Raw genomic sequence first — 18,919 nt, forward strand, 5'->3', positions numbered from 1 at the left:
CTTTGATTTTTCCTTCTAAACTGCAACAATCAGTGTGGTAACCTCTTGATTCCTCTTGGAATCCAATTAAACGTTGAAAGCAATAGTATTTCATACTCCACAGGTTCTGCACATATTTTGCACCATAATAATAATTGGTGCTTTTATATTTTTAAAGGCTCCTACAATAAAGCGTAAATATATTAATATTTTTATAGTTCTGTGTTTGTTATAAAATGAATCAGTATTATTGAATGGTGCATTTTCAAATACTGATGCGTAACCTGTGCAGTATTTGGTGCATTTCATCCCAAATAATCATGATTTATTGCTATAATGATTATCACGTGGTGCATTTTAATATGAATACTATTCCGTTATCTTATTTCAGAAAGGATGTCTCGCTAATGAAATATGAGGATTTACCTGACCATCTGACTCTGAACTATGAATATTTAAAGATGTCTATTTTCGAAGAAGTAAAATACCTATTTCAGGATCGTCCATACATACTGAATGAATGGAGAAAAGAAGCTTATGGGCTGTCGGAAGAAGAGATGATAAAGCAGGCTCCTGGTAAATCTATGAAAGCAAGTTTGCGGGCTTTGTACTTTCTTTTTACACAGACTCTATACTCAGAAAAGCGAATTACAAAAAAAATGATTCGGGAAGCAGTCAGTCGATACCAGGAGACCATAAAAATCTTGTTGACAGAGCATTTAATAAAAGAGTTTCCCGAATATGAAATTAAAAGAAGCATGAATAAGGAGAAGATTGACGAGGCTCTCGAACGGGATTTTATCTATGGCAGCATGGATATTGACTATCACTTGATGAGAGACATCGTGACGAAAAAAAAAGAATTTAAAGAAGTTGAACCTGGATATTTAACAAGTGAAATTATTGATAATCGAGGCAATGTCAGAGGACTTGCTGAACTCAGGCCGTTTCAATCGCACTTGACTGGAGTAGCCAAAGACCAGCAGGCGATGTGGCTTGAAATGATAGAATCCACATTAAGTTCCTTGGATGAAATGACAGCCGATTTGTTCGATTTAATTACATACCTTTGGATGGTTTCCCCAAAAACAAATGACGGCTTTATTGAATTTCACAGCAACGATGCTCTACGCCTCAGGAACGTTAAAAAACGAACCTCTAAAGGAAGAGAATTAGATTTCCGAGAGGAAGACCGTTTTAATATTATGAAACGTGTGGCTGCCCTTTCTAGCATATGGGTTTCTTTAGGTGAACAAAAAGTCAAGGTTATTAATACTGCAGAAATACAAGATAATGAACTCTATAAGTTCAAAGACTTTCAAAAGATGTTTGAAATTGGGAAAATTAGAGTAGCTTACGATAAAAAGACAGGTGAAGCAAAAGGGATTTATGCCGTTCAGGTAAAACCGACATCTATTCTAACGCCTTACTTAGTCGGCCCTAACCAATCCATTGGTATTTTAGACCTTAAAGTTTTTCAATACAGCCATTTTACTCAACGAGAACAGAAGCGTCTAGCAAGGTATCTAAACTTCCAGTGGAAAATCAGAACCATCAAGCGATCTCTCCAGCAGCCATTTAAAGTATCAACGCTGCTAAAAGTAATGGACATTTCATCACGTTATAATGGAGTGCAAATTAGGGATAAATTTGAAACCATATTAGATGAGCTGCAAAAAGATGAAGTTATTAAGAACTGGGCATATTCGGAAGAAGTCAATGAAACCAAGGTTGGAAAAAAAGGATGGATCAATCAATACTGGTCTAAACTCAGTGTAACCATCTTACCAACGGATATGGTAGTGGAGGAAAATCAAAAAAACCTAGGGCTTTATAAAAGCCCTCAAATTGACGAAAGAATCATTCAATCAATTAAGCAGATAAGCCAGTCGGATTCTTTCCCTGCGTTTTATGCTTCCTCCTTCTACTCTGACAGCAAAGAACAACCCTCTAAAGGTATGGAAGCAAACATGGAGGTTGTGGACTTAAATAAAGAAATTAAAATGAGTGCTAGATTTGAACAGCAGTCCTTTCACTTTGTAGAAAATCTGCAAAATGTTAGCTTGACTCCAGAAACAATGAAAGAAACGATCGATTCTTTAGGAATTAGCATACGTCAAGCAGCCGGAGAAATGGGTATTGCCCATACAACCCTTTCTCGTTACATACGCAAAGAAAACAAGCGTCAGAACAAAAATAATGACGCTAAGATGCATAATTGGTTAAAAGAAAAAATCTAAATATGAATACTGCTTCATCCTCATCATAGCCGATAACTTTTTAACTCAAATAAACTAGTTTTTTTAGATCCAAGTTTGTTTATTTAAGGAATACGATGTTTTAAAATCAACAAAAGGCTCTCGCAATCTTTTCGGAAGGGGTTCCGAAAACAATAGGAACTGATAACGGATATTAAACCGTTTAGAATACCTTTAGTCGATTGGCCTTTCTAAGGGGCTAGCATAGGAACGCAAAGCTTATTTGTTGCTTTCAATGACAAGCCACACACTTTTAATTTTATTCTGTTGGGAAGCCAACTTTGAATACAAAACAATCAAAGGCAGATTCATACGATCTGCCTTTTTATTATTTCCCCTTATTTACGCATCGATGTATATGTTAATGCATATGTAAATGTTCACATGAATATTTTTGTTATTACTCATCTATCTTTTTTGTTGCCCTTCTAAACTAATATAAGTATATACGTTAACATTTATATATATGTTTATATAAATATTTATAAAAATATCATATTTTATTTCAAAACCAGAAGGTAATAAATCGATTAAACTAATGTTTTTTCATTGCCACTTCAAATATATTTATATTTATATAAATGTTAATATTAATAGATCAGAAGGTATATTAGAAATTTAAGCTATGTTTTTTATGTTTACCTTTACATAAACACCTATGTATATATTAATGTAAATGTAAATAATTTTTGTTGATGTTCACAGGTTAGAAGGTTTGTACTACCGTGTTTTATCGTTACATTTTACAAGCCTATTAATAAATATGTAAATATATATATAAACATTAATAGACTAGAAGGTATATACTACAGATTTAAGATATCTGTCTATTTTTATTTGCAATACATACCAATATATATGTTAATATATATATAAATGTTTATAAAACGATTAGAGGTGGAATAATATGGCCAAGATAATAACAATTGGGCTTCAAAAGGGCGGGGTCGGAAAAACGACCACAGCTGGAACGCTTTGCTACTTGTTGGCAGAGGATGGCTATAAGGTCCTTGGGGTAGATATGGATTCACAGAGCAACCTTTCCAATCTACTCACGCAGCACGACGATACTTATTTTGAAGGATGCACTGTACTGGAGGCAATCGAAGACGGAGAAGTAGAACCATACATATATAAAGTGACTGAAAATCTCCATGTGCTGCCTTCAGATGATTATCTGGCAACTTTAGCCAAGTACCTTTACACCGAATGGAAAGGAAGAAATCAATCGCTCGCTCTACGTGAGCTGTTGGATCAGGTACGAGATAAATATGATTATATTATCATTGATACGCCTCCATCGCTATCAGAACCAATGGTCAATGCCATCTGTGCCTCAGATTATGTTGTAGTATTGGCTGAAAGCTCCAAGTGGGCATTTAACGCAATCCCTCGATTTCTGGAAACGGTCGAATTTAGCCAGCAGAACATCAATCCAAACCTCAAGGTGGCCGGGATACTCCGCACCATGAATGATGTAAGGCGCGCAGACTCAAAAGCGTTTGTTGAGGTCATTGGAGAGGAATATCCAGAGTTATGCTTTGATGTAGTCATCAGAAGGAAAGCTTCCACAGGGAGGATCTCATTAGAAGGGCTTTTTGATAACAAAGAGCTTAATCAGGCATTGGATCAATATCAAGAATTTTATAAGGAGTTGTTGCAACGTGTCTAGAGCAGATGATATAAAAAGTAAGATTCAAAATACTAAAAGGAGAGACCCACGTGGAAGTCTTATGGGTCCTGCTCCAATTGAGGAAGAGAATAAAAATGTTGATGTTAATGATAATATTAACGTTAACAATAATGTACATGTAAATAATAATGAAGATGGAAGCTTGCTGAGTGAGCTAGTATCCGGGAAAAAGACAAAGAAGAAATCTGACACATTAATCAATTCCGGAATCTATTTTGAGCCTGATGTTTATGAAGTTCTCCAGTCACTCGCCAAAAAGGGTGGACGCGGGGCAAAGTCCAGGATCGTAAATGAATCATTGCGGAAAGAGTTTATTGCTGCTAATCTACTTCAAAAAAAAAGATAAACACACATTGGCATAACACCAAATACTTTTAATGGAATGTAATAATTCCAAATGAAGTGATTCTGCTTAAATTACCAAACTCTTTTTGGCTCAAAACATCCTTAACGAGAGCTATGTACCTGCATTCTTAATCTTGCATGTATTGTATAGCCTTTCATAGGAAATCTCACAAAGAATTTAGCTTTAAAAGACATATAAATACTGAGTTCTCTTTTTGTGATATATATACTTACATTAACATTAATGTATACATTAATATATATAAAGGGCTGCACCAGAATGGTGAAGCCTTTTATATGCTCCAGCAATTTTAAATTTTCTTTCTACAAATATAAAATACCAGCGAAAAGCTACTAATTGAAAAAGGGGACTAAAGGTTCCAAAATGGAAAAATCATAATTAATCAGGTATTTGTTTCCTGCCAAAGGCTTTCAAAAAATCTGACTGACTGGGACTTATTTGCATTGAGCATTATTTTAGAGATTGGGATCTATTCATCATTAAGAAATAAAAATAATATTTTACACCCTACCATCCACCTCAAAAATGTTGCTGCCCTGATTCTTGGTAACTTGAATTATCAAACGTTAATATTAATATAAATATTCACATTAACATTAATATGAGTATTGGGGTAGTACCAGCGAAGCTGGTACCAACCGCAATAAGGAATTATCAATTTAATATCCTAAATTACCTATCCCAATAACTTGTTTTGTGGCTAATTGCATAGGGCAACCCTATTGGTGAAAATTCCTTGTTAAGATAGGTGCTATAGGAGGATTATGCTTGAAAAAGAAACCAATTTTGGGTAAGGTGCTTTTATTTGCAAACTTTATCCTTGCAGCATATGGTGGAGATAATAATGATGACAGAGCTTTGCATAAGATCAACCAAGCTGCTTGGGGCATGAACAAGACGATATCCAGTTTCACTCTGTATGCCATAAAAATATGAGCCGGGATACATAAGTTTCCAAAATTAACTTGTGTACCTCGGCTCTTTGATTCATCTATCATAGGTGTATGACATAAATTGAGGACGAATATACCATTACAGATGGTTACATTTATTGTAACACCTTACTCACTTAAATATCTTAGAGATAAATTCAAAATAAATATTAGAACCGATTATGAAGGCCCAAAGAGCCAAACTGATACATAGCAATAAGAACTTTATAATTTTCTTCATGAGTTTAATATGTCTGTTCTCACCAAAAACTATTCGGGTGAAAGGGCTTTGGACAAATAGAAAGTGAGGACTGTTCTGAATATAAAAAAACAGGTACTGACCAGGTGCCTGTCCCTTAGGGTTCATCCGACTAATCTAACATATATAAAAGGAGCCATTTACTACTGCTGCATCTGGTCCCTAATCTCGATAGTTTTACTCATCTCAAGGAGCCTATTGGTCTTAGGAAACTGCTAGATGTCCGTAAAGTTGCTGATCTAGTGCAAGTCCTTCTTTTTTCATGCGGCTGGAAATACTGAGGTATCAGCAATGCGTTTTCCAAAAAAAAGCCATTAAGGCATGGATCAAGATTGAACGATATTAAAGTTTAATTGGGCTAAAGCAGCTTGTAATGTTCCAAATGTAGGAATTTTTGAAAAGTCGATTCCCAATTGTATAGTCGTTTGGGCTACTTCAGGTCTAATACCGGTAACAATGCTCTTTACTCCTATAAGTTCTAATGCAGAGACCACAATGAATATTTGATTAGCAACCATCGTGTCGACTATATGTACTCCAGAAAGGTCCATAACTAAATATTGAACTTGCCTTTCATGACATTGAAGAAGAGTTGACTCAAGAATGTGTTTCGCCCTCTGAGTGTCAATCGTTCCAATAATAGGCAATATACTAATTTTGTTTGTCAAAGTGATAATTGGAGAGCTCAGTTCTGTTACAAGCTCCTGTTGAGCGGTAAGATTTCTGATATATTCTTTCGTATATATCTTTACAAATTCTTCGATTACAGTATCAAAAACAAAATGAAATTCGTTAGTCCAGTTAAGAATATCTTCTTTAGCGATATTTAAGTCTGACCGAACGAAAAACTCATATAGCTTGCTCCAAAATATCTTTCTGAATAACTTAAATTGCTCAATAACATCTGTGAGCATGGTATTTTCTTCTACTCTGTCTTTTGAGACTTCATTTGCCCACTCATTAATAGGATCTAATTTCAAATTCATATCATTCAGTAGAAATGTTTTTGCAACGGTATGAATTAGTTTATTATTTTGAACTCTTAACTTATCTTCAACAAACTTCGGCATGTTAGAAGAATATACATTCTGATGAGATGTCTTTTTGGTACTTATCCATGTATCCGTTAATTGGCTTGCGTTCTCAATAATAAATTCGTACAACTGTTTATTTAAATTGCTCATAATGGAAAACGCTCCTTTTAAAGTATCCCATTTAGGTGCTGTTTGAATATCAAGGACGTTGTAAGAATCTTACTAGATCCAGTTATCTTTAAAATCCTCAATGTATCTCCTCATACTTATCGGCTTTTTTCCTGTAACTTTTTCGAAATCATCCTTGATCCCTTTTGCCAGCCCTAGCTTCGTTGGCATATGAACACCCACGACAACATTTACAAAATCTCTATCCTCAGATGTGTTGCTCATATACTCCTTAAATTCTTTGATTGAAGGGTTTGTGTATATAATCTTTTCTCCAAGAACTTCCGTCATCATTTCTGCAACCTCAAAAAAGTCAAGGGCTTCATTTCCAGTGATGACATAGATTTTATCTTTATGTTTTTCATTATCAATTAACGATATAGCAGAAACTTCAGCAAGATCTCTAGTGTCGACAAAGCTGGTTTTTCCTTTACCTGCCGGAACAAAGATTCGTTGTCTTTCCTTAATTTCCTTACACAAAAAGTCATTTAAATTCTGCATAAAGTATCCAGCTCGTACGAATGTGTACGGTATCCTGTAACTTTTTATCAGCTTTTCCATTTTAAAATGATGGATAAATGGCATGAATTGTACGTCTTTTAAGGAGAGATAGGTAATATGTTTAATCCCTTTTTCCTTTGCCTTTTTTAGGAAGGTATCGAATCGAAGATTTTCGCCAGGTGGATACATTAAAAATATGCGATTAATATTTTCTAAGGCCCCATCGAATGTACTTGTGTCTGAGAAATCAATAGTCACGTAATCAAAAGCACTGCCAAAATTAGCTTTAGCTTTTTCTACATTTCGAACACCACATATCAATGGAATACTTTTATCCAGTAAATTGTTAGCAACCTGTAATCCGACTTTACCGGTAAAACCTGTCACTAAAATCTTCATTTCAGTCCTCCCTTACTGTTGTATCCTTCAATTATGTCTGAAATTTTATTTAAGGTAGAAATCGTGCTTAAAAGCTCGTCCTCTGAAAAACCTTTTAAAATGTATTGAGACAACTCAACATGTTCTTTTTTCTTATCTTTTACAAGGTTTTTTCCCTTTTCAGATAAAGCTATCGTAACGACTCTGCGATCTTCCTTGCTACAATGCCTTTCAATCAAACCGTAGTTTTCGAGCTTATCAGCAATCTCGGTTGCAGCACCTATGTCACATCAAAATGATCTAAAATTCACTTGTTCTAATCTCACCCTTTTGTAAACCATAAAAAGAAATATCTTTAAGCCATGATTAATTTTCGCATTATCTTTAGGCTTCATAATTGCAATACTCATTTCACTAGCTCGTTTTAATGATGTTAATAAATCTTCATATATCTTCATTGCTATAGTCCTTTTTCATGGAGTTACCTTACCATCTAAGATAACATAATGATAAGTAAAAATTCACCTAATATCTTAACTCAAATGATTGAACCCAGAAATCCTTCCTAAAGAGCACTTTGAACAACTTCTATTGCATCATCCTTGATTAGCATTGGTGTTGCTTTTCTCCGCAGTTCTGGATGTTTTGGGGGTTGCACCATCAATCGTCACATTGGGAACAATTAATACATATTTCCGATATAAATTTCGGTATCATCTACCAAAGTCAGGTAAAGTTAGCGATTGCCTCATTTCCTAAATAAGTATGCCTCCCCCATTCTACATGAAGTGGGGGTTCAATAAAATTGTTAGTGCCCCTCCGCAAACAAGTTTTTAATACTTCTTTCTCTTCTCTACCTCAAAGGTCTGGAATGGTTAAATTACATGATACCTCTAGATATTGAATTTTTATCAGTTCTCTGTCGTTGTAGCAATATAAGTTGTCCACTTTTCTTCTTCTCCAAATTTACACGGTTATCACCAAATTAATTTAGTTTATTTCGTAAATGCTGCTGAGATGAGCAAAAAAAGAGACATGCAGTACCTTCAATGTTCATTAAAGCCTAGCAATCGAAAGATAAATGGGAAAAGTACTGCTAGTTAGTTGAAATCCTCGCCTGTTTTCTAACAAAAGCAATGAATACTCGGGAAAAAAGAAAAGCTAGGGTTTCAGAAATAAATGTGTGATACCACTTCCAACCGTTCTTAAATGTAATTAGTTTGGTTTTGCTTTCAAGAATCACCTCAATAGCTGTCATGGGAATGGTAAATATAAAAGATATCAACAGAATAGCTTTGGGATTTTTTGAAGGGTCATTTGGTTAAAAAGTACGCACATTATGGGAAATAAAAGATAATCAAATAAGATATTGATTCTAAAATACTGAGGCATGAATCTTACTGGATATTTTATCAGATTCTTGTTTGTCATAATGGCATCAATAAAGCTCGCTAAAGACCCCTTCAATAGGAATATAATGACCCAATCCCGCAAAGAATCTTTTCTTATTACCTTTACCACGAGGGCAGATCCGAGTAAAGCAAGCACTCTTAGGGTGAATTTCTCCATTTCCCTCATTCCTTTCTTCTATAGTTGGCATAAAGCATGACAGGAGTCCAAACTTCACAGTGGGTACCTTGAACCACTATTTTTCTATACTGGGCACTTTCAACCTAAAGAAGGTTCTTCTCTTTTATTCATCAAAGAAACCGACATAGATTTTCCAGAAGTGAGAAATCAATAAGGCGATATCTGTTGAGGTTGAATTTATCAGAGCTCATTGTGTTGAGATTCTTTTTTATTCTGACGGTAGATAAAATTGATTTTCTTTTTGGTATCAATTCCTTGAGAAATTAGAACAGCAGAGTAGACAGTGGTCAAAACCAATCCAAAATTCGCAATCCAAAACAAGGTGGTGAGTTTCATTCTTTTTCCTAACATACAATCTTCCTCTCTCTGTGATTTCTAGAACGGCATATCTTAAGTCATCTTCTTCTTCTGAAATAATCTAAGCAGAATGTGTATAATTCCGCTCTGGTCTTCAGCAGGAAATCCATAAACTTTCAAGGATCTCTGCCCCGATTATATAATCTACAAAGAATATTATTACCCAAAGGAGACAAAATAATTTTGAAACCTCACCCATTTAAGTGGGTGCTGATCCATTCTTTGGCGTATATAAGGCAGGCTTATCAAAGGATTACTTGTCGGAATAAAGAAAACTTTATTCCCTTAATACTTGTTGTAAAGTTTGCGGTCAATGGGCAAAAGGGTTGTTACAAATCATTTAACTATTAGGAGGCGACAAATATGGCAGAATGGAAAAAGAAACTCCTGGCTAGCGGTTTGGCGGGCGGGCTCATTTTAAGCGGATTAACTGCCTGCGGCGATGGAGTTGACCAGGATAACGGACCCAGCGATGGAGAGCAGCAAGATGAAATGGATGATGAAAATCAGGAAGATATAGACATGGAAGAGGAGGAAAATGAAGAGAATGAAGAAGAATAAGCTGTCTGATATCGATCTGTGGACCGATATTGTGTAATGATAATGCCCTGGGCTAGAATCACCTTTTGGAATGCTAGTCATTCAACAGCATTAACTAGGTTTATTCCGGCCTGGTTAGTGCTTTTTTTGTTGCAGGTGTTTTCTAGAGGGTGGAGGGTTCATTTTTTTGATGAAAAGAAAAGAGAAAAGAGAAGTCATACTTTTAAGAACAGATGTGGAGTGAACAAGATGAAGCATTACATTAATAACTTGCTAGATCGCAACCACAGCGAACTGTTTGAGCTATGGAAAAAGGAAGTGTCCAAGGGACCACCAAAGAGGCAGTTCCAAGAGGAGAGCCGATTGCTTAAAGAGCTTTATGAGTTTATTTTTAACAGCCTCAAAAATATAGATACAGATGAAATCCATGACCTTAATTTTTTATATCAGAACCTATTAGACTATCGAGGGTCATTTGAGTTTGTGACATATGGCTTTCAGTCCTTCCGAAGAGTGGCCTTACAAATAATGGTGGAGGAAGATTTGCCTGGTAGGCAGATTGTTTCCATCTACAACCAAATTGACCGATGGTTCGATCCAATCCTTATTCAACTATTAAGTGATTGCTCTCACAGCTGGGAAGAGACTTTTAACTCTCAAGAAGAAACAATGAGGGAATTATCTGCACCGTTTATCCCCCTGCTAGAACATATCGCCGTTATGCCTTTGGTTGGAGAAATGACAGAACAACGATCTGCAAGTTTTATGGAAAACTTATTGGAAGGAATCACAAAAAATCAAACTGATCTCATCTTTTTTGATATATCAGCTGTTCCGATTGTAGATACTTACTCTGCACAGGTTATCATAGACGTCACAAAGGCTGCTGGTTTGCTTGGCGCAGACTGTATGATTGTAGGGGTTCGTCCGGAAATTGCCCAGACTATGATCGGTCTAGGTATCAATCTGTCAACCATACGTACGTTCAGTTCCCTGCACAATGGTCTCATATATGCATTAAGGGGGAAAGGATGATTTAGGGATATAGCCACTGGCCAAGGAACTTGGTCTCAAAAGCCAGGAAAACAACAGCTAGCGACAGTTGCTTCATTTAAGGACAGGCTTTCTTAAGGTCTTGAGCGACTTCCCTAAATATAACCCGTCCTTTAAAAAAAGACAAAAGAGTTAACATCAACCTTTTTAAAAATTCTCCTTTAGCCGTTTTGAGGCAACCCTGGGGGATAATAATAAGGAGGTACTTTGATCCAGCTTCTTTCTCTCATTAACGTCTTTAATTCGTCACCAAAAACAATCTTTTCATTCATAAATTGTCCAAACATCAATCCTACATCATGGCGTATCGATTGACTTAATGAAGTAGCACAATGCATGACAGCCGAGACCGTTTTAATGGATAGTCCATTCATTATTTCATCATCCGTCAGTTTAGTACCTAAAGGAATGGAGTTTGGCTCTGAGTTGGGTTTTGCTTCCGACACTGGGGGGGAGTGAATCCCCTCCTTCAGCATGAAGTTTTTTAACCGATCAGATTGGGATTTACACTGGGTCAGGCTCTCTTCTAGGATTCTGATCACATCATCATCCGTTGTGGTATTTAATCCAACTTGCAGATATACAGTTGACTCATCCATGATGGCAAGGTACAGCCAGCAGGCCATGACTTCCCCTACGTGTAAAGGAGATTTATCCTCAAAATCCACTTCAAGCTTTAAAGCATTTATCAACCCTGAAAATACATTTATAGTCACGATATCCCTCCTAATTATTGTAATTATATTATTTTCCAATAATTTTTCTTTATGTATTCATTGCAAATTAACTAAAATGTGGAACGCCTGAATCTTATATCAATTGCAGTTAGAGAACCATGCTGGCGTGAAAGAGGCATTTTGAATGAGCGTTACATAATTTTAGTGTATTGAAGAAAAATAAGCCTAAGGAAATTCCTTTTCTTTATTAGGAGGGTATTATGAGCAGCGAAATTGTAAAGTTAACCTCTTCAGAAATTGCTTCTATCTGGACTAGTTACATGAATGACAGTATGTCTAAGTGTGTTTTAAGGTATTTTTTATCCCATGTAAAAGATGGGGATATGCGTGAGGTTGTTCAATTTGCGTATGATATTTCTGCTAATCACATAGAGATTTTAACGGATTTATTTCAGGAAGAGCAAATTCCCACGCCAACGGGTTTTACTTTTGATAATGATGTTAATCTGAATGCTCCCCGTATGTATACAGATATGTTTATACTGACATATATCAATCATATGGCTAAAGTGGGACTCTTAGGCTACAGCGGTTTTCTGTCAATGAGTGCCAGGGATGATATTCGGTCTTATTATAGAATTGGCCTCACTGAAACGTCCGAACTTTTTGAAAGAAGTTCAAAAGTTCTTCTTTCCAAGGGATTGTTTATTCGTTTTCCTTATATTTCTTACCCTGCCAAAACGGACAACATTGATTCAAAAAAGTACTTAAGCGGTCTCAATTTTTTCAGCAAGCAGCGGCCGTTAAATGCGGTAGAAATCTCCCATCTCTCCATGAATGTGCAGACCAATTTAATTGGAAGCAAGTTGGCACTGAGTTTTGCTCAAGCCACAGCGAGGGAAAACATCCGCAATTGGATGTTAAGAGGAAAGGATATTTCCCAAAAGCATATCAAAATCTTTACCAAAGTATTGCTTAATAACGATATTAATCCTCCTATATCGTCCGATGTCTGTATTACCGATTCCACTACGCCGCCATTTTCGGACAAGCTCACTATGTTTCATATGTCCTTGCTTAGCGCGGCTGGAACGGGGAACTATGCAACCGCTGCAGCAGCCAGCCAGAGAAGTGACCTCATCTTAAATTACGAGCGTTTGTCACTTGAGATTGCCCTATATACCAAAGAAGGTGCAAATATAGTCATTAAAAATGCCTGGCTGGAGCAGCCACCTGGTACGAAAGATAAAGAACAGTTAACCAAGAAAAAAGACACAATGGAATAGTACTACTCTTATGCAAGAAACAACTTAAACTTAAACCCGCCTATTCCTTAAGTGGACTAATGACCATTCATGTATCCATACTTTCCAAGCAGGAACCAACCAAGGCTTAAGATTACTTACCTTGGTGGACCTGTGAATGCATATGTTGCTCTACAATCTGTGAATAAAGCCATTATTAGATCAGGACTGATGGAGCTTAATTGGCTATTACAGAATTGGTCTTGACAAAGATTATATGTTGGAAAATAATTAGAGCCGAATGATCAGCATAAAGTGATTTGCCAATTGCCTTTAATAAAATTTGGCGCAGCTACAATAAAAAACCTTTACCCTCATCTAAAAAACTGAACAATTTCTACTTCGCCTAATATACTTAATAAAAACGGTTAGAGGTGGAAAAATGGGTACACATAGTAAAAATGCTTGGACCAGGGAAGAAGATATCATCCTTGCTGAAACAACTCTTCTTTCCATAAAACGAGGCGGGACCCAACTCCTTGCTTTTCAAGAAGTCGGCCAACGGTTATCAAGAACGCCAGGAGCCTGCGGATTCCGCTGGAACTCAAAGATCAGAAAGCAATATAAAAAGCAAATTGAACTTGCTAAAAAGGACAGGGAGAAGAAACTTGCCCCTACCCATGAAACACAAGAAAAAAAGCAAATGTGTAATACAGAACCCAATTCCCTTGATCTTCCTGCTCTGTCAGCCTGTATTCAGCTTCTATACTCTTTAACTACTACACATCAATCAGATGAGAAAGAAATCCATAAGCTTGAAAAAAAAGTCATGTATTTAATAGCAGAGAATGAAAAGTTGTTACAGAAGAAGAAAGAGCTAGGAACACTATTTTATAAGCTCTCTCTTTTATTGGGGCCCACGTCGTCTAACCAATGAAAGATCTATGATGAGTTTCAGCATCCTGCCACCTGTATTGGGCAGATTCCAGATATAATCCTGAAAAGTATAAATAATTAAGTCAGTAAAGCGCTTTAGAAAATAGTGCAAAAGTTAACAGGGTAAATAACGCTGTGCTGACGATAGATTATCCAACGAGGCGGAATTGGCCCCTTTAGTTGAGTAAAGGCTAGTTTCTTCTATATTATATTTGTTGCTGTATTTCCTTTTCATGCTCCTTCACTAGCTTATAAAAAGTCGTTTTTTTAACACCGGCTATTTTCATGGCTCTGACAGCTGTCAGTTCCCCGGCTTTCCATGGTTCATATACTTCTCTAAAGGCTTCTGTCACATACGCTTTTGGACGGCCAAAGACAACTCCCTTCTGCATGGCGATATCTATCCCCTCGCGCTGCCGTTTGCGGATCCGTTCGCGCTCTTCCTCAGCCATCCAGGATAGTATCTGCAATACCAAATCCGCGATAAATGTGCCAAGGCTGTCCTTATATTGGGTGGTATCCAAAAGCGGCATATCCAAAACGACTATATCGGCTTTAATGTTTTTCGTTATGTCATTCCATTCTTGCAAAATGTCCTCTTTGTGTCTTCCAAATCGATCCAGTGCATGGATGTATAGCGTATCTCCTTCACGAAGGATACGCTTCAGCAATTGATATTGAGCACGGTCAAAATCCTTACCACTTTGCTTATCTAAAAAGATATCCCGGCCGTCTATTCCCATTTTCTTCATTGCCTCTAACTGCCGGCCTTCATTTTGATCCTTGCTGCTCACTCGAATATAGCCAAACTTTCTACTATTCAGAAATATACCTCCTTATTTCTGTCTTCTTCTTCTATTCTATCAAAAATCGTCCGTAAAAGTAATGAAAATACATGAACGTCCGTAAATGGTGTTTGATAAATTTGCGAACGTCAAACAGCTCTGAGCGATGAATAAGAGCAGGAGTTCGTAAATGTGTACTTTTATGAACGTGTATACATCTAAATATTCTTATAATTTAAATTTGATTTATTTTACAATAAAAAGAGTGTCCCATTGTAACGCATGAGACATTCCAAAAGCATATAAGGTATCATCCAAGATGCTCACCACTCCGTCATCATCATGACGTTGGTACTCTCCCTGGCCATTCTCATCTACGAGTTTGGTTAAGTTGAAGATCTAAGTTCAGTTTCGAGCTGTCTTCCTGACTCCAGCCCGATTGTTTGACCTAATCATTAATAGCGTCCTCATTCATTCCTTAAGTTTACAATCTTCAAGTCAGCCATCTTCTAATGAAACTGTTCTTCACCTTCTTCAAAATGGTCATAGAGTTTAAGGTCCTTCATTTGACTTAAATATTAAGTATTAATCGCCTCATCCTTGGCCGGCAGCAGCTGTTTTATATCCAGTGAGACGATTGCCTTATGGAATGACAGGGAAGAAGTTCTTTGACAAAAAACTTCAAATGAATTCACCCAACAGTTTTAGCAGATGACACGATCTTCTTCTTTCTACGCAACAATACAATCTGCCAAGGCTTTAAATGATGAAAATTTGAGCCCATAGAAATACATGTTCCAATACTGCTTCTCATGGCAGTTCTGAAATACCAGAACCCTGATGCCTCAACATTTAGCGTTAGGCAATGGGGCTTTCCATTAAAGATCCCGCCAGAGTAGCCTTCTTAAGCTGCAGTTTCTCTATAAAATCATCAGCCATCGTTTTACAATTGTTTCCAGCGAAAGGTCGGTCTGATCTTTCATACCAGAGAAGATCAAACGAAATCCATTTTTGGGAGTTGTTCAATCTCTGAAGGCCATGGTTGAAACATAACGTGCTGTCTCCTGGATCTTCTATGAAAATGCCCTTCCAAAAACACTTAAACGACATAAGAAGCGGCTTAATTAGGTTGTTAATTTTAACATATAAATACATAATAATAAGGGCAATCTGAATGAACACAAGAAAATTAAACTTTGGAGGATATAGATGCAGAGACAAACCAAACTGATTGTAGAAAGATTTACAAACTTAGAAGATATTTTATACTCTCCAGCTCGTTGGGATTCAGGAAATATTAGCTTATTCAATCGAACAGAACAAGTTTTTTTTAGACTAGCTTGTTTTTTTTTGAGGACCCCAATACATTCTCATTGGATACGACCTCTTTATATAGTCATTTAGATGGTGAATTGTTGGAGTTTGCTTTAGCATTATTGGGTAGGTATTATCAAGAAAATTCTTACCTTCTTCAGCTCTCTTCCACAACTTTAAAAGAACATGAGCTATTTATAGATTCGAATCAGTTGGCTGATTTACTGATGAAGCATAAACTGGAACCGCGTGAACTGAAGGTAATACCAGCGCCTGACTTAATCGTTGCCGGTAAGCATTATTGGTCTCAAGAAAAGGCTGAAGCTTTTTGTAACAGAATGAAAAACTAAAATCATTGTCTTATTGGTTGCGAACTCATGTACCCTATGATACAACTAGGATAAGTTAAAAGTAAAAAAGTATATCATTTGGAGTGTGAGAGTAAAAATGAATAAAACGGATTTAATTAATCAAGTGACTCAAGCTGCTGAATTAACGGTTAGGAATGGCGGGACAGCGGTTAATACAGTCTTAGATACCATTGTAGAGGCTTTAAGAAACGGCGAAAAAGTTCAAATACCTGGATTTGGTATGTTTGAAGTTCGTGAACGAGCTGCACGTACAGGACGCAACCCTCAGACAGGGGAAGAAATAAATATTGAAGCGAGCAAGGTCCCTGCTTTTAAAGCAGGGAAAGCGTTAAAGGATGCAATAAAAGAGTAAACAGCTTTTACATGGGAGTATTGAATGCTCATTTACTCCCATTTTTAAAAACCCTTAGTGAATCATCGCTTCAGTAAGGGTTTTTTTCATATGTTTTTGTCCTCCATCCTTATATCATTAGATTTAAAGCAAGAGAGTATTCCTATCTATGAAACAGCTAGAAGTTTAGCGAAGAGCAAATAAGAATATGGATGGCATTTTAGAGTGCTAAGAAACAGGAAAAGTTACACAGAATAGGTGAAAATCTTTTGGAAGGAGCAGAATATTTGGTTGGCTCTTGGTATTTCTCTTAACATAAGCGGACATAAAAACAATTAAAATTATAAAGAGGACTCTAATTTGTACTTTCACTATCAGAAGAAGTGGGATTTGCAGTACACTGCATTCGGAGGAAAATCTGAGATGGCTTTTTGATTGGTCTATCGTTGAGGGGGAAAAAGTGTCACTCGTTAGCCTATATGTGCTTTTTCTTTTTGGATAATTAAACTGGGGTGTGACTTTAATTTACATATTTGCTCTGTTGGATCTCCTGGACGTTGGTTTGATTATACTGAGATTCAACTTGATCACGATAAATTTCTTGTAGAGCTTGCTCACTCATTTTTCGCTTCTCTGCAGCGGCCTTCATGAGTGCAATTTCATGGAACATGGCTTCAGAAAGTATTCCCCTTTTAATATTTCTTTTAATTTCCACATAAAAACCTGCTAATAACTCATCCGACAATTGTTCGTATATAGACATACATTCTCCTCTCCGAAACAGGTTAAACGCTTGTACGTATATAGTTCTAGAAAAAACAGCGAACCCCTTCTATTTTTTACTTTTTAAAAGTTTTTAAGGCTTAACCTCCCAACTTACCATGAATAGCCTATGTCATGGAGAATTACTTTTAGCTACAATTACTGCTGCTGTTCCACAATTTTTAGCACCTCCTATATGCCACATATACGGCCAGTGTTGTCCTTCTTCTAAAGTAAAAAATCAGATTAATCATCAATGTTGCAGGGGTACCCTTTTATTACATTTCGGGGCAAGTCACACACAATAAGTCGATCGGTACTACCTTGCAGGGAATTTTATAGGTATTATAGACTCAAGACAAAACCTAATGTGATATATATAGTGTCGATAAAGCACAACCTAGGAAGATCTGTATTTCCATTTAAGGTGAAGGAATTACAGCAGCCATTTAATAGGGAAGAGAGAAGATGGGAAATGAATGATCAAATGTTGCACTTAATGAAAAATTTAAAAGAAACCAATAAGGGGCATATTTTTTATGAGTATAAAGATGAAGACCTCTATATACAAAATGCCGTCTCTTTTATTGTGACGGCAGTAAAGAGCGGAAGCCATATTTTGCTTCTTGAAAATGATCGGAATATTAGGCTAATTAATAGAAAATTGAAGGATCGTTTAAGCGAGAAGGAAATCGAACGCATACACTTCACCAATAATTTTGACTTTTATTATGCAAATGGGAACTTTCATCCTCAAACCCTTTTGGAGTATTTCTCGGAAAGAGTTAGAGCTCTTGAAACCAAGGAAATTTCCGTTTGCTCATGGGGTTTAATAGAGTGGAGAGATGAGGATGACATCTCACAGCAAATTGAAGAGTATGAAAGGGAAGTTAATAAAATAATTGAAGAAAAAGGCTTACTATCTGTTTGTGCTTATGCGGCGGATCGTCTTTCCGATTCATTAAGGCAGGCTTTAATAAGGAGCCATGGGGTTCTATTAACCGACGAGGAGGTTTTCTATTTACCGTAACAATCTGTATACGTCCTTTGATAAATGTGTTAGACGATACATGGTTAGATGTTTAGTATGGTGATTATGAAAAAATGGATGGCACCAATGCTCAATACTTCGGTGTAATGCTTTTTTTCATGTACAAACAGAAAAGGTTAGTCTCAGTGAATATTCTCAAAAGGATGCTTAGAAACAGATACTGAGCTTTCGAATCAAGTAATATAGACACATTCTTTCGGTCATCCGCAATTGGAGGCTGCTCTGAATTATGTTCTTTTGCATTTCCTCATCACGCTCATGCTCGATTGAATGGCTCAATACACTAATGGATTGAGATCAATTATATACTGACTCCAAAGGTCGGTTATTTCAGAAGTG

General features: G+C 36.5%; 17 protein-coding genes and 1 pseudogene. 11 read left to right on the plus strand and 7 right to left on the minus strand.

What is annotated here, in order from left to right:
- The first annotated feature begins 386 nt into the window (after positions 1–386).
- The 4 genes from LCM00_RS21125 (at position 387) to LCM00_RS21140 (ending at position 5,233) form a co-directional block, all read left to right on the plus strand.
- The gene (locus LCM00_RS21125) at positions 387–2,219 is read left to right on the plus strand and encodes a helix-turn-helix domain-containing protein (protein WP_224905757.1); all 1,833 of its coding nucleotides are present in this window, start codon (positions 387–389) and stop codon (positions 2,217–2,219) included.
- Between the two features lie 925 nt (positions 2,220–3,144).
- Positions 3,145–3,909: a ParA family protein gene (locus LCM00_RS21130; RefSeq protein WP_224905759.1), complete on the plus strand. Its 765-nt coding sequence runs from the start codon at positions 3,145–3,147 to the stop codon at positions 3,907–3,909.
- Entirely contained in the window at positions 3,902–4,276 is a 375-nt protein-coding gene (locus LCM00_RS21135; RefSeq protein ID WP_224905761.1) for a hypothetical protein, read from the plus strand. The genes LCM00_RS21130 and LCM00_RS21135 overlap by 8 nt, the downstream gene beginning before the upstream one ends.
- A gap of 789 nt (positions 4,277–5,065) precedes the next feature.
- Positions 5,066–5,233: a hypothetical protein gene (locus LCM00_RS21140; protein WP_224905763.1), complete on the plus strand. Its 168-nt coding sequence runs from the start codon at positions 5,066–5,068 to the stop codon at positions 5,231–5,233.
- Positions 5,234–5,814: 581 nt separating this feature from the next.
- Here the strand turns inward: LCM00_RS21140 and LCM00_RS21145 are convergent.
- The 4 genes and pseudogenes from LCM00_RS21145 to LCM00_RS24950 all read right to left on the minus strand — a co-directional run bounded on the left by LCM00_RS21145 (position 5,815) and on the right by LCM00_RS24950 (position 9,147).
- Positions 5,815–6,672 (minus strand): STAS domain-containing protein, encoded by an 858-nt coding sequence (locus tag LCM00_RS21145; RefSeq protein WP_224905765.1) that lies wholly within the window; start codon positions 6,670–6,672, stop codon positions 5,815–5,817.
- A gap of 72 nt (positions 6,673–6,744) precedes the next feature.
- A complete protein-coding gene (locus LCM00_RS21150; RefSeq protein WP_224905767.1) occupies positions 6,745–7,590 on the minus strand; it encodes an SDR family oxidoreductase in 846 nt (281 codons plus the stop codon).
- Entirely contained in the window at positions 7,587–7,853 is a 267-nt protein-coding gene (locus LCM00_RS21155) for a MarR family winged helix-turn-helix transcriptional regulator (protein ID WP_224905836.1), read from the minus strand. The genes LCM00_RS21150 and LCM00_RS21155 overlap by 4 nt, the downstream gene beginning before the upstream one ends.
- Before the next feature lie 812 nt (positions 7,854–8,665).
- A pseudogene (locus tag LCM00_RS24950) lies at positions 8,666–9,147 on the minus strand (CBO0543 family protein).
- Between the two features lie 732 nt (positions 9,148–9,879).
- On the opposite strand from LCM00_RS24950, the gene LCM00_RS21160 reads away from it, so the two are divergent.
- A complete protein-coding gene (locus LCM00_RS21160) occupies positions 9,880–10,077 on the plus strand; it encodes a hypothetical protein (RefSeq protein ID WP_224905769.1) in 198 nt (65 codons plus the stop codon).
- A 228-nt stretch (positions 10,078–10,305) separates the two neighbouring features.
- Complete coding sequence (locus tag LCM00_RS21165) at positions 10,306–11,091, plus strand: STAS domain-containing protein (RefSeq protein ID WP_224905771.1); 786 nt, start codon at positions 10,306–10,308, stop codon at positions 11,089–11,091.
- A gap of 179 nt (positions 11,092–11,270) precedes the next feature.
- Here the strand turns inward: LCM00_RS21165 and LCM00_RS21170 are convergent, their stop codons facing one another.
- Entirely contained in the window at positions 11,271–11,825 is a 555-nt protein-coding gene (locus LCM00_RS21170) for a DUF3231 family protein (RefSeq protein ID WP_224905772.1), read from the minus strand.
- Positions 11,826–12,046: 221 nt separating this feature from the next.
- On the opposite strand from LCM00_RS21170, the gene LCM00_RS21175 reads away from it, so the two are divergent.
- Complete coding sequence (locus tag LCM00_RS21175; RefSeq protein ID WP_224905773.1) at positions 12,047–13,072, plus strand: DUF3231 family protein; 1,026 nt, start codon at positions 12,047–12,049, stop codon at positions 13,070–13,072.
- 400 nt (positions 13,073–13,472) lie between these two features.
- Entirely contained in the window at positions 13,473–13,967 is a 495-nt protein-coding gene (locus tag LCM00_RS24795; RefSeq protein ID WP_318247641.1) for an RsfA family transcriptional regulator, read from the plus strand.
- Positions 13,968–14,172: 205 nt separating this feature from the next.
- On the opposite strand, the gene LCM00_RS21185 is transcribed toward LCM00_RS24795, so the two are convergent.
- Complete coding sequence (locus LCM00_RS21185; protein ID WP_224905838.1) at positions 14,173–14,790, minus strand: recombinase family protein; 618 nt, start codon at positions 14,788–14,790, stop codon at positions 14,173–14,175.
- A 1,301-nt stretch (positions 14,791–16,091) separates the two neighbouring features.
- Here LCM00_RS21185 and LCM00_RS21190 point away from each other — a divergent pair.
- Complete coding sequence (locus LCM00_RS21190; protein WP_224905774.1) at positions 16,092–16,415, plus strand: hypothetical protein; 324 nt, start codon at positions 16,092–16,094, stop codon at positions 16,413–16,415.
- A gap of 97 nt (positions 16,416–16,512) precedes the next feature.
- Positions 16,513–16,788 (plus strand): HU family DNA-binding protein, encoded by a 276-nt coding sequence (locus LCM00_RS21195; protein ID WP_404802183.1) that lies wholly within the window; start codon positions 16,513–16,515, stop codon positions 16,786–16,788.
- A 499-nt stretch (positions 16,789–17,287) separates the two neighbouring features.
- On the opposite strand, the gene LCM00_RS21200 is transcribed toward LCM00_RS21195, so the two are convergent.
- Positions 17,288–17,530 carry a hypothetical protein gene (locus LCM00_RS21200; RefSeq protein WP_224905776.1) on the minus strand — a complete coding sequence of 81 codons (243 nt, stop codon included), beginning with the start codon at positions 17,528–17,530 and terminating at the stop codon, positions 17,288–17,290.
- Between the two features lie 426 nt (positions 17,531–17,956).
- Here LCM00_RS21200 and LCM00_RS21205 point away from each other — a divergent pair, with 426 nt between their 5' ends.
- Positions 17,957–18,559 (plus strand): MEDS domain-containing protein, encoded by a 603-nt coding sequence (locus tag LCM00_RS21205; RefSeq protein WP_224905777.1) that lies wholly within the window; start codon positions 17,957–17,959, stop codon positions 18,557–18,559.
- Positions 18,560–18,919: the final 360 nt, after the last annotated feature.

Origin of the sequence: Bacillus infantis, assembly GCF_020171945.1 — a bacterium.
Lineage (GTDB): Bacteria > Bacillota > Bacilli > Bacillales > Cytobacillaceae > Bacillus_AB > Bacillus_AB infantis_A.

What these genes read in the sequence shown, in the direction of transcription:
- LCM00_RS21150 (WP_224905767.1), bottom strand. Translation starts at nt 7,590, where the DNA reads ATGAAGATTTTAGTGACAGGTTTTACCGGTAAAGTCGGATTACAGGTT.
- LCM00_RS21165 (WP_224905771.1), top strand. Translation starts at nt 10,306, where the DNA reads ATGAAGCATTACATTAATAACTTGCTAGATCGCAACCACAGCGAACTG.
- LCM00_RS21125 (WP_224905757.1), top strand. Translation starts at nt 387, where the DNA reads ATGAAATATGAGGATTTACCTGACCATCTGACTCTGAACTATGAATAT.
- LCM00_RS24795 (WP_318247641.1), top strand. Translation starts at nt 13,473, where the DNA reads ATGGGTACACATAGTAAAAATGCTTGGACCAGGGAAGAAGATATCATC.
- LCM00_RS21200 (WP_224905776.1), bottom strand. Translation starts at nt 17,530, where the DNA reads ATGTCTATATACGAACAATTGTCGGATGAGTTATTAGCAGGTTTTTAT.
- LCM00_RS21130 (WP_224905759.1), top strand. Translation starts at nt 3,145, where the DNA reads ATGGCCAAGATAATAACAATTGGGCTTCAAAAGGGCGGGGTCGGAAAA.
- LCM00_RS21160 (WP_224905769.1), top strand. Translation starts at nt 9,880, where the DNA reads ATGGCAGAATGGAAAAAGAAACTCCTGGCTAGCGGTTTGGCGGGCGGG.
- LCM00_RS21195 (WP_404802183.1), top strand. Translation starts at nt 16,513, where the DNA reads ATGAATAAAACGGATTTAATTAATCAAGTGACTCAAGCTGCTGAATTA.
- LCM00_RS21145 (WP_224905765.1), bottom strand. Translation starts at nt 6,672, where the DNA reads ATGAGCAATTTAAATAAACAGTTGTACGAATTTATTATTGAGAACGCA.
- LCM00_RS21175 (WP_224905773.1), top strand. Translation starts at nt 12,047, where the DNA reads ATGAGCAGCGAAATTGTAAAGTTAACCTCTTCAGAAATTGCTTCTATC.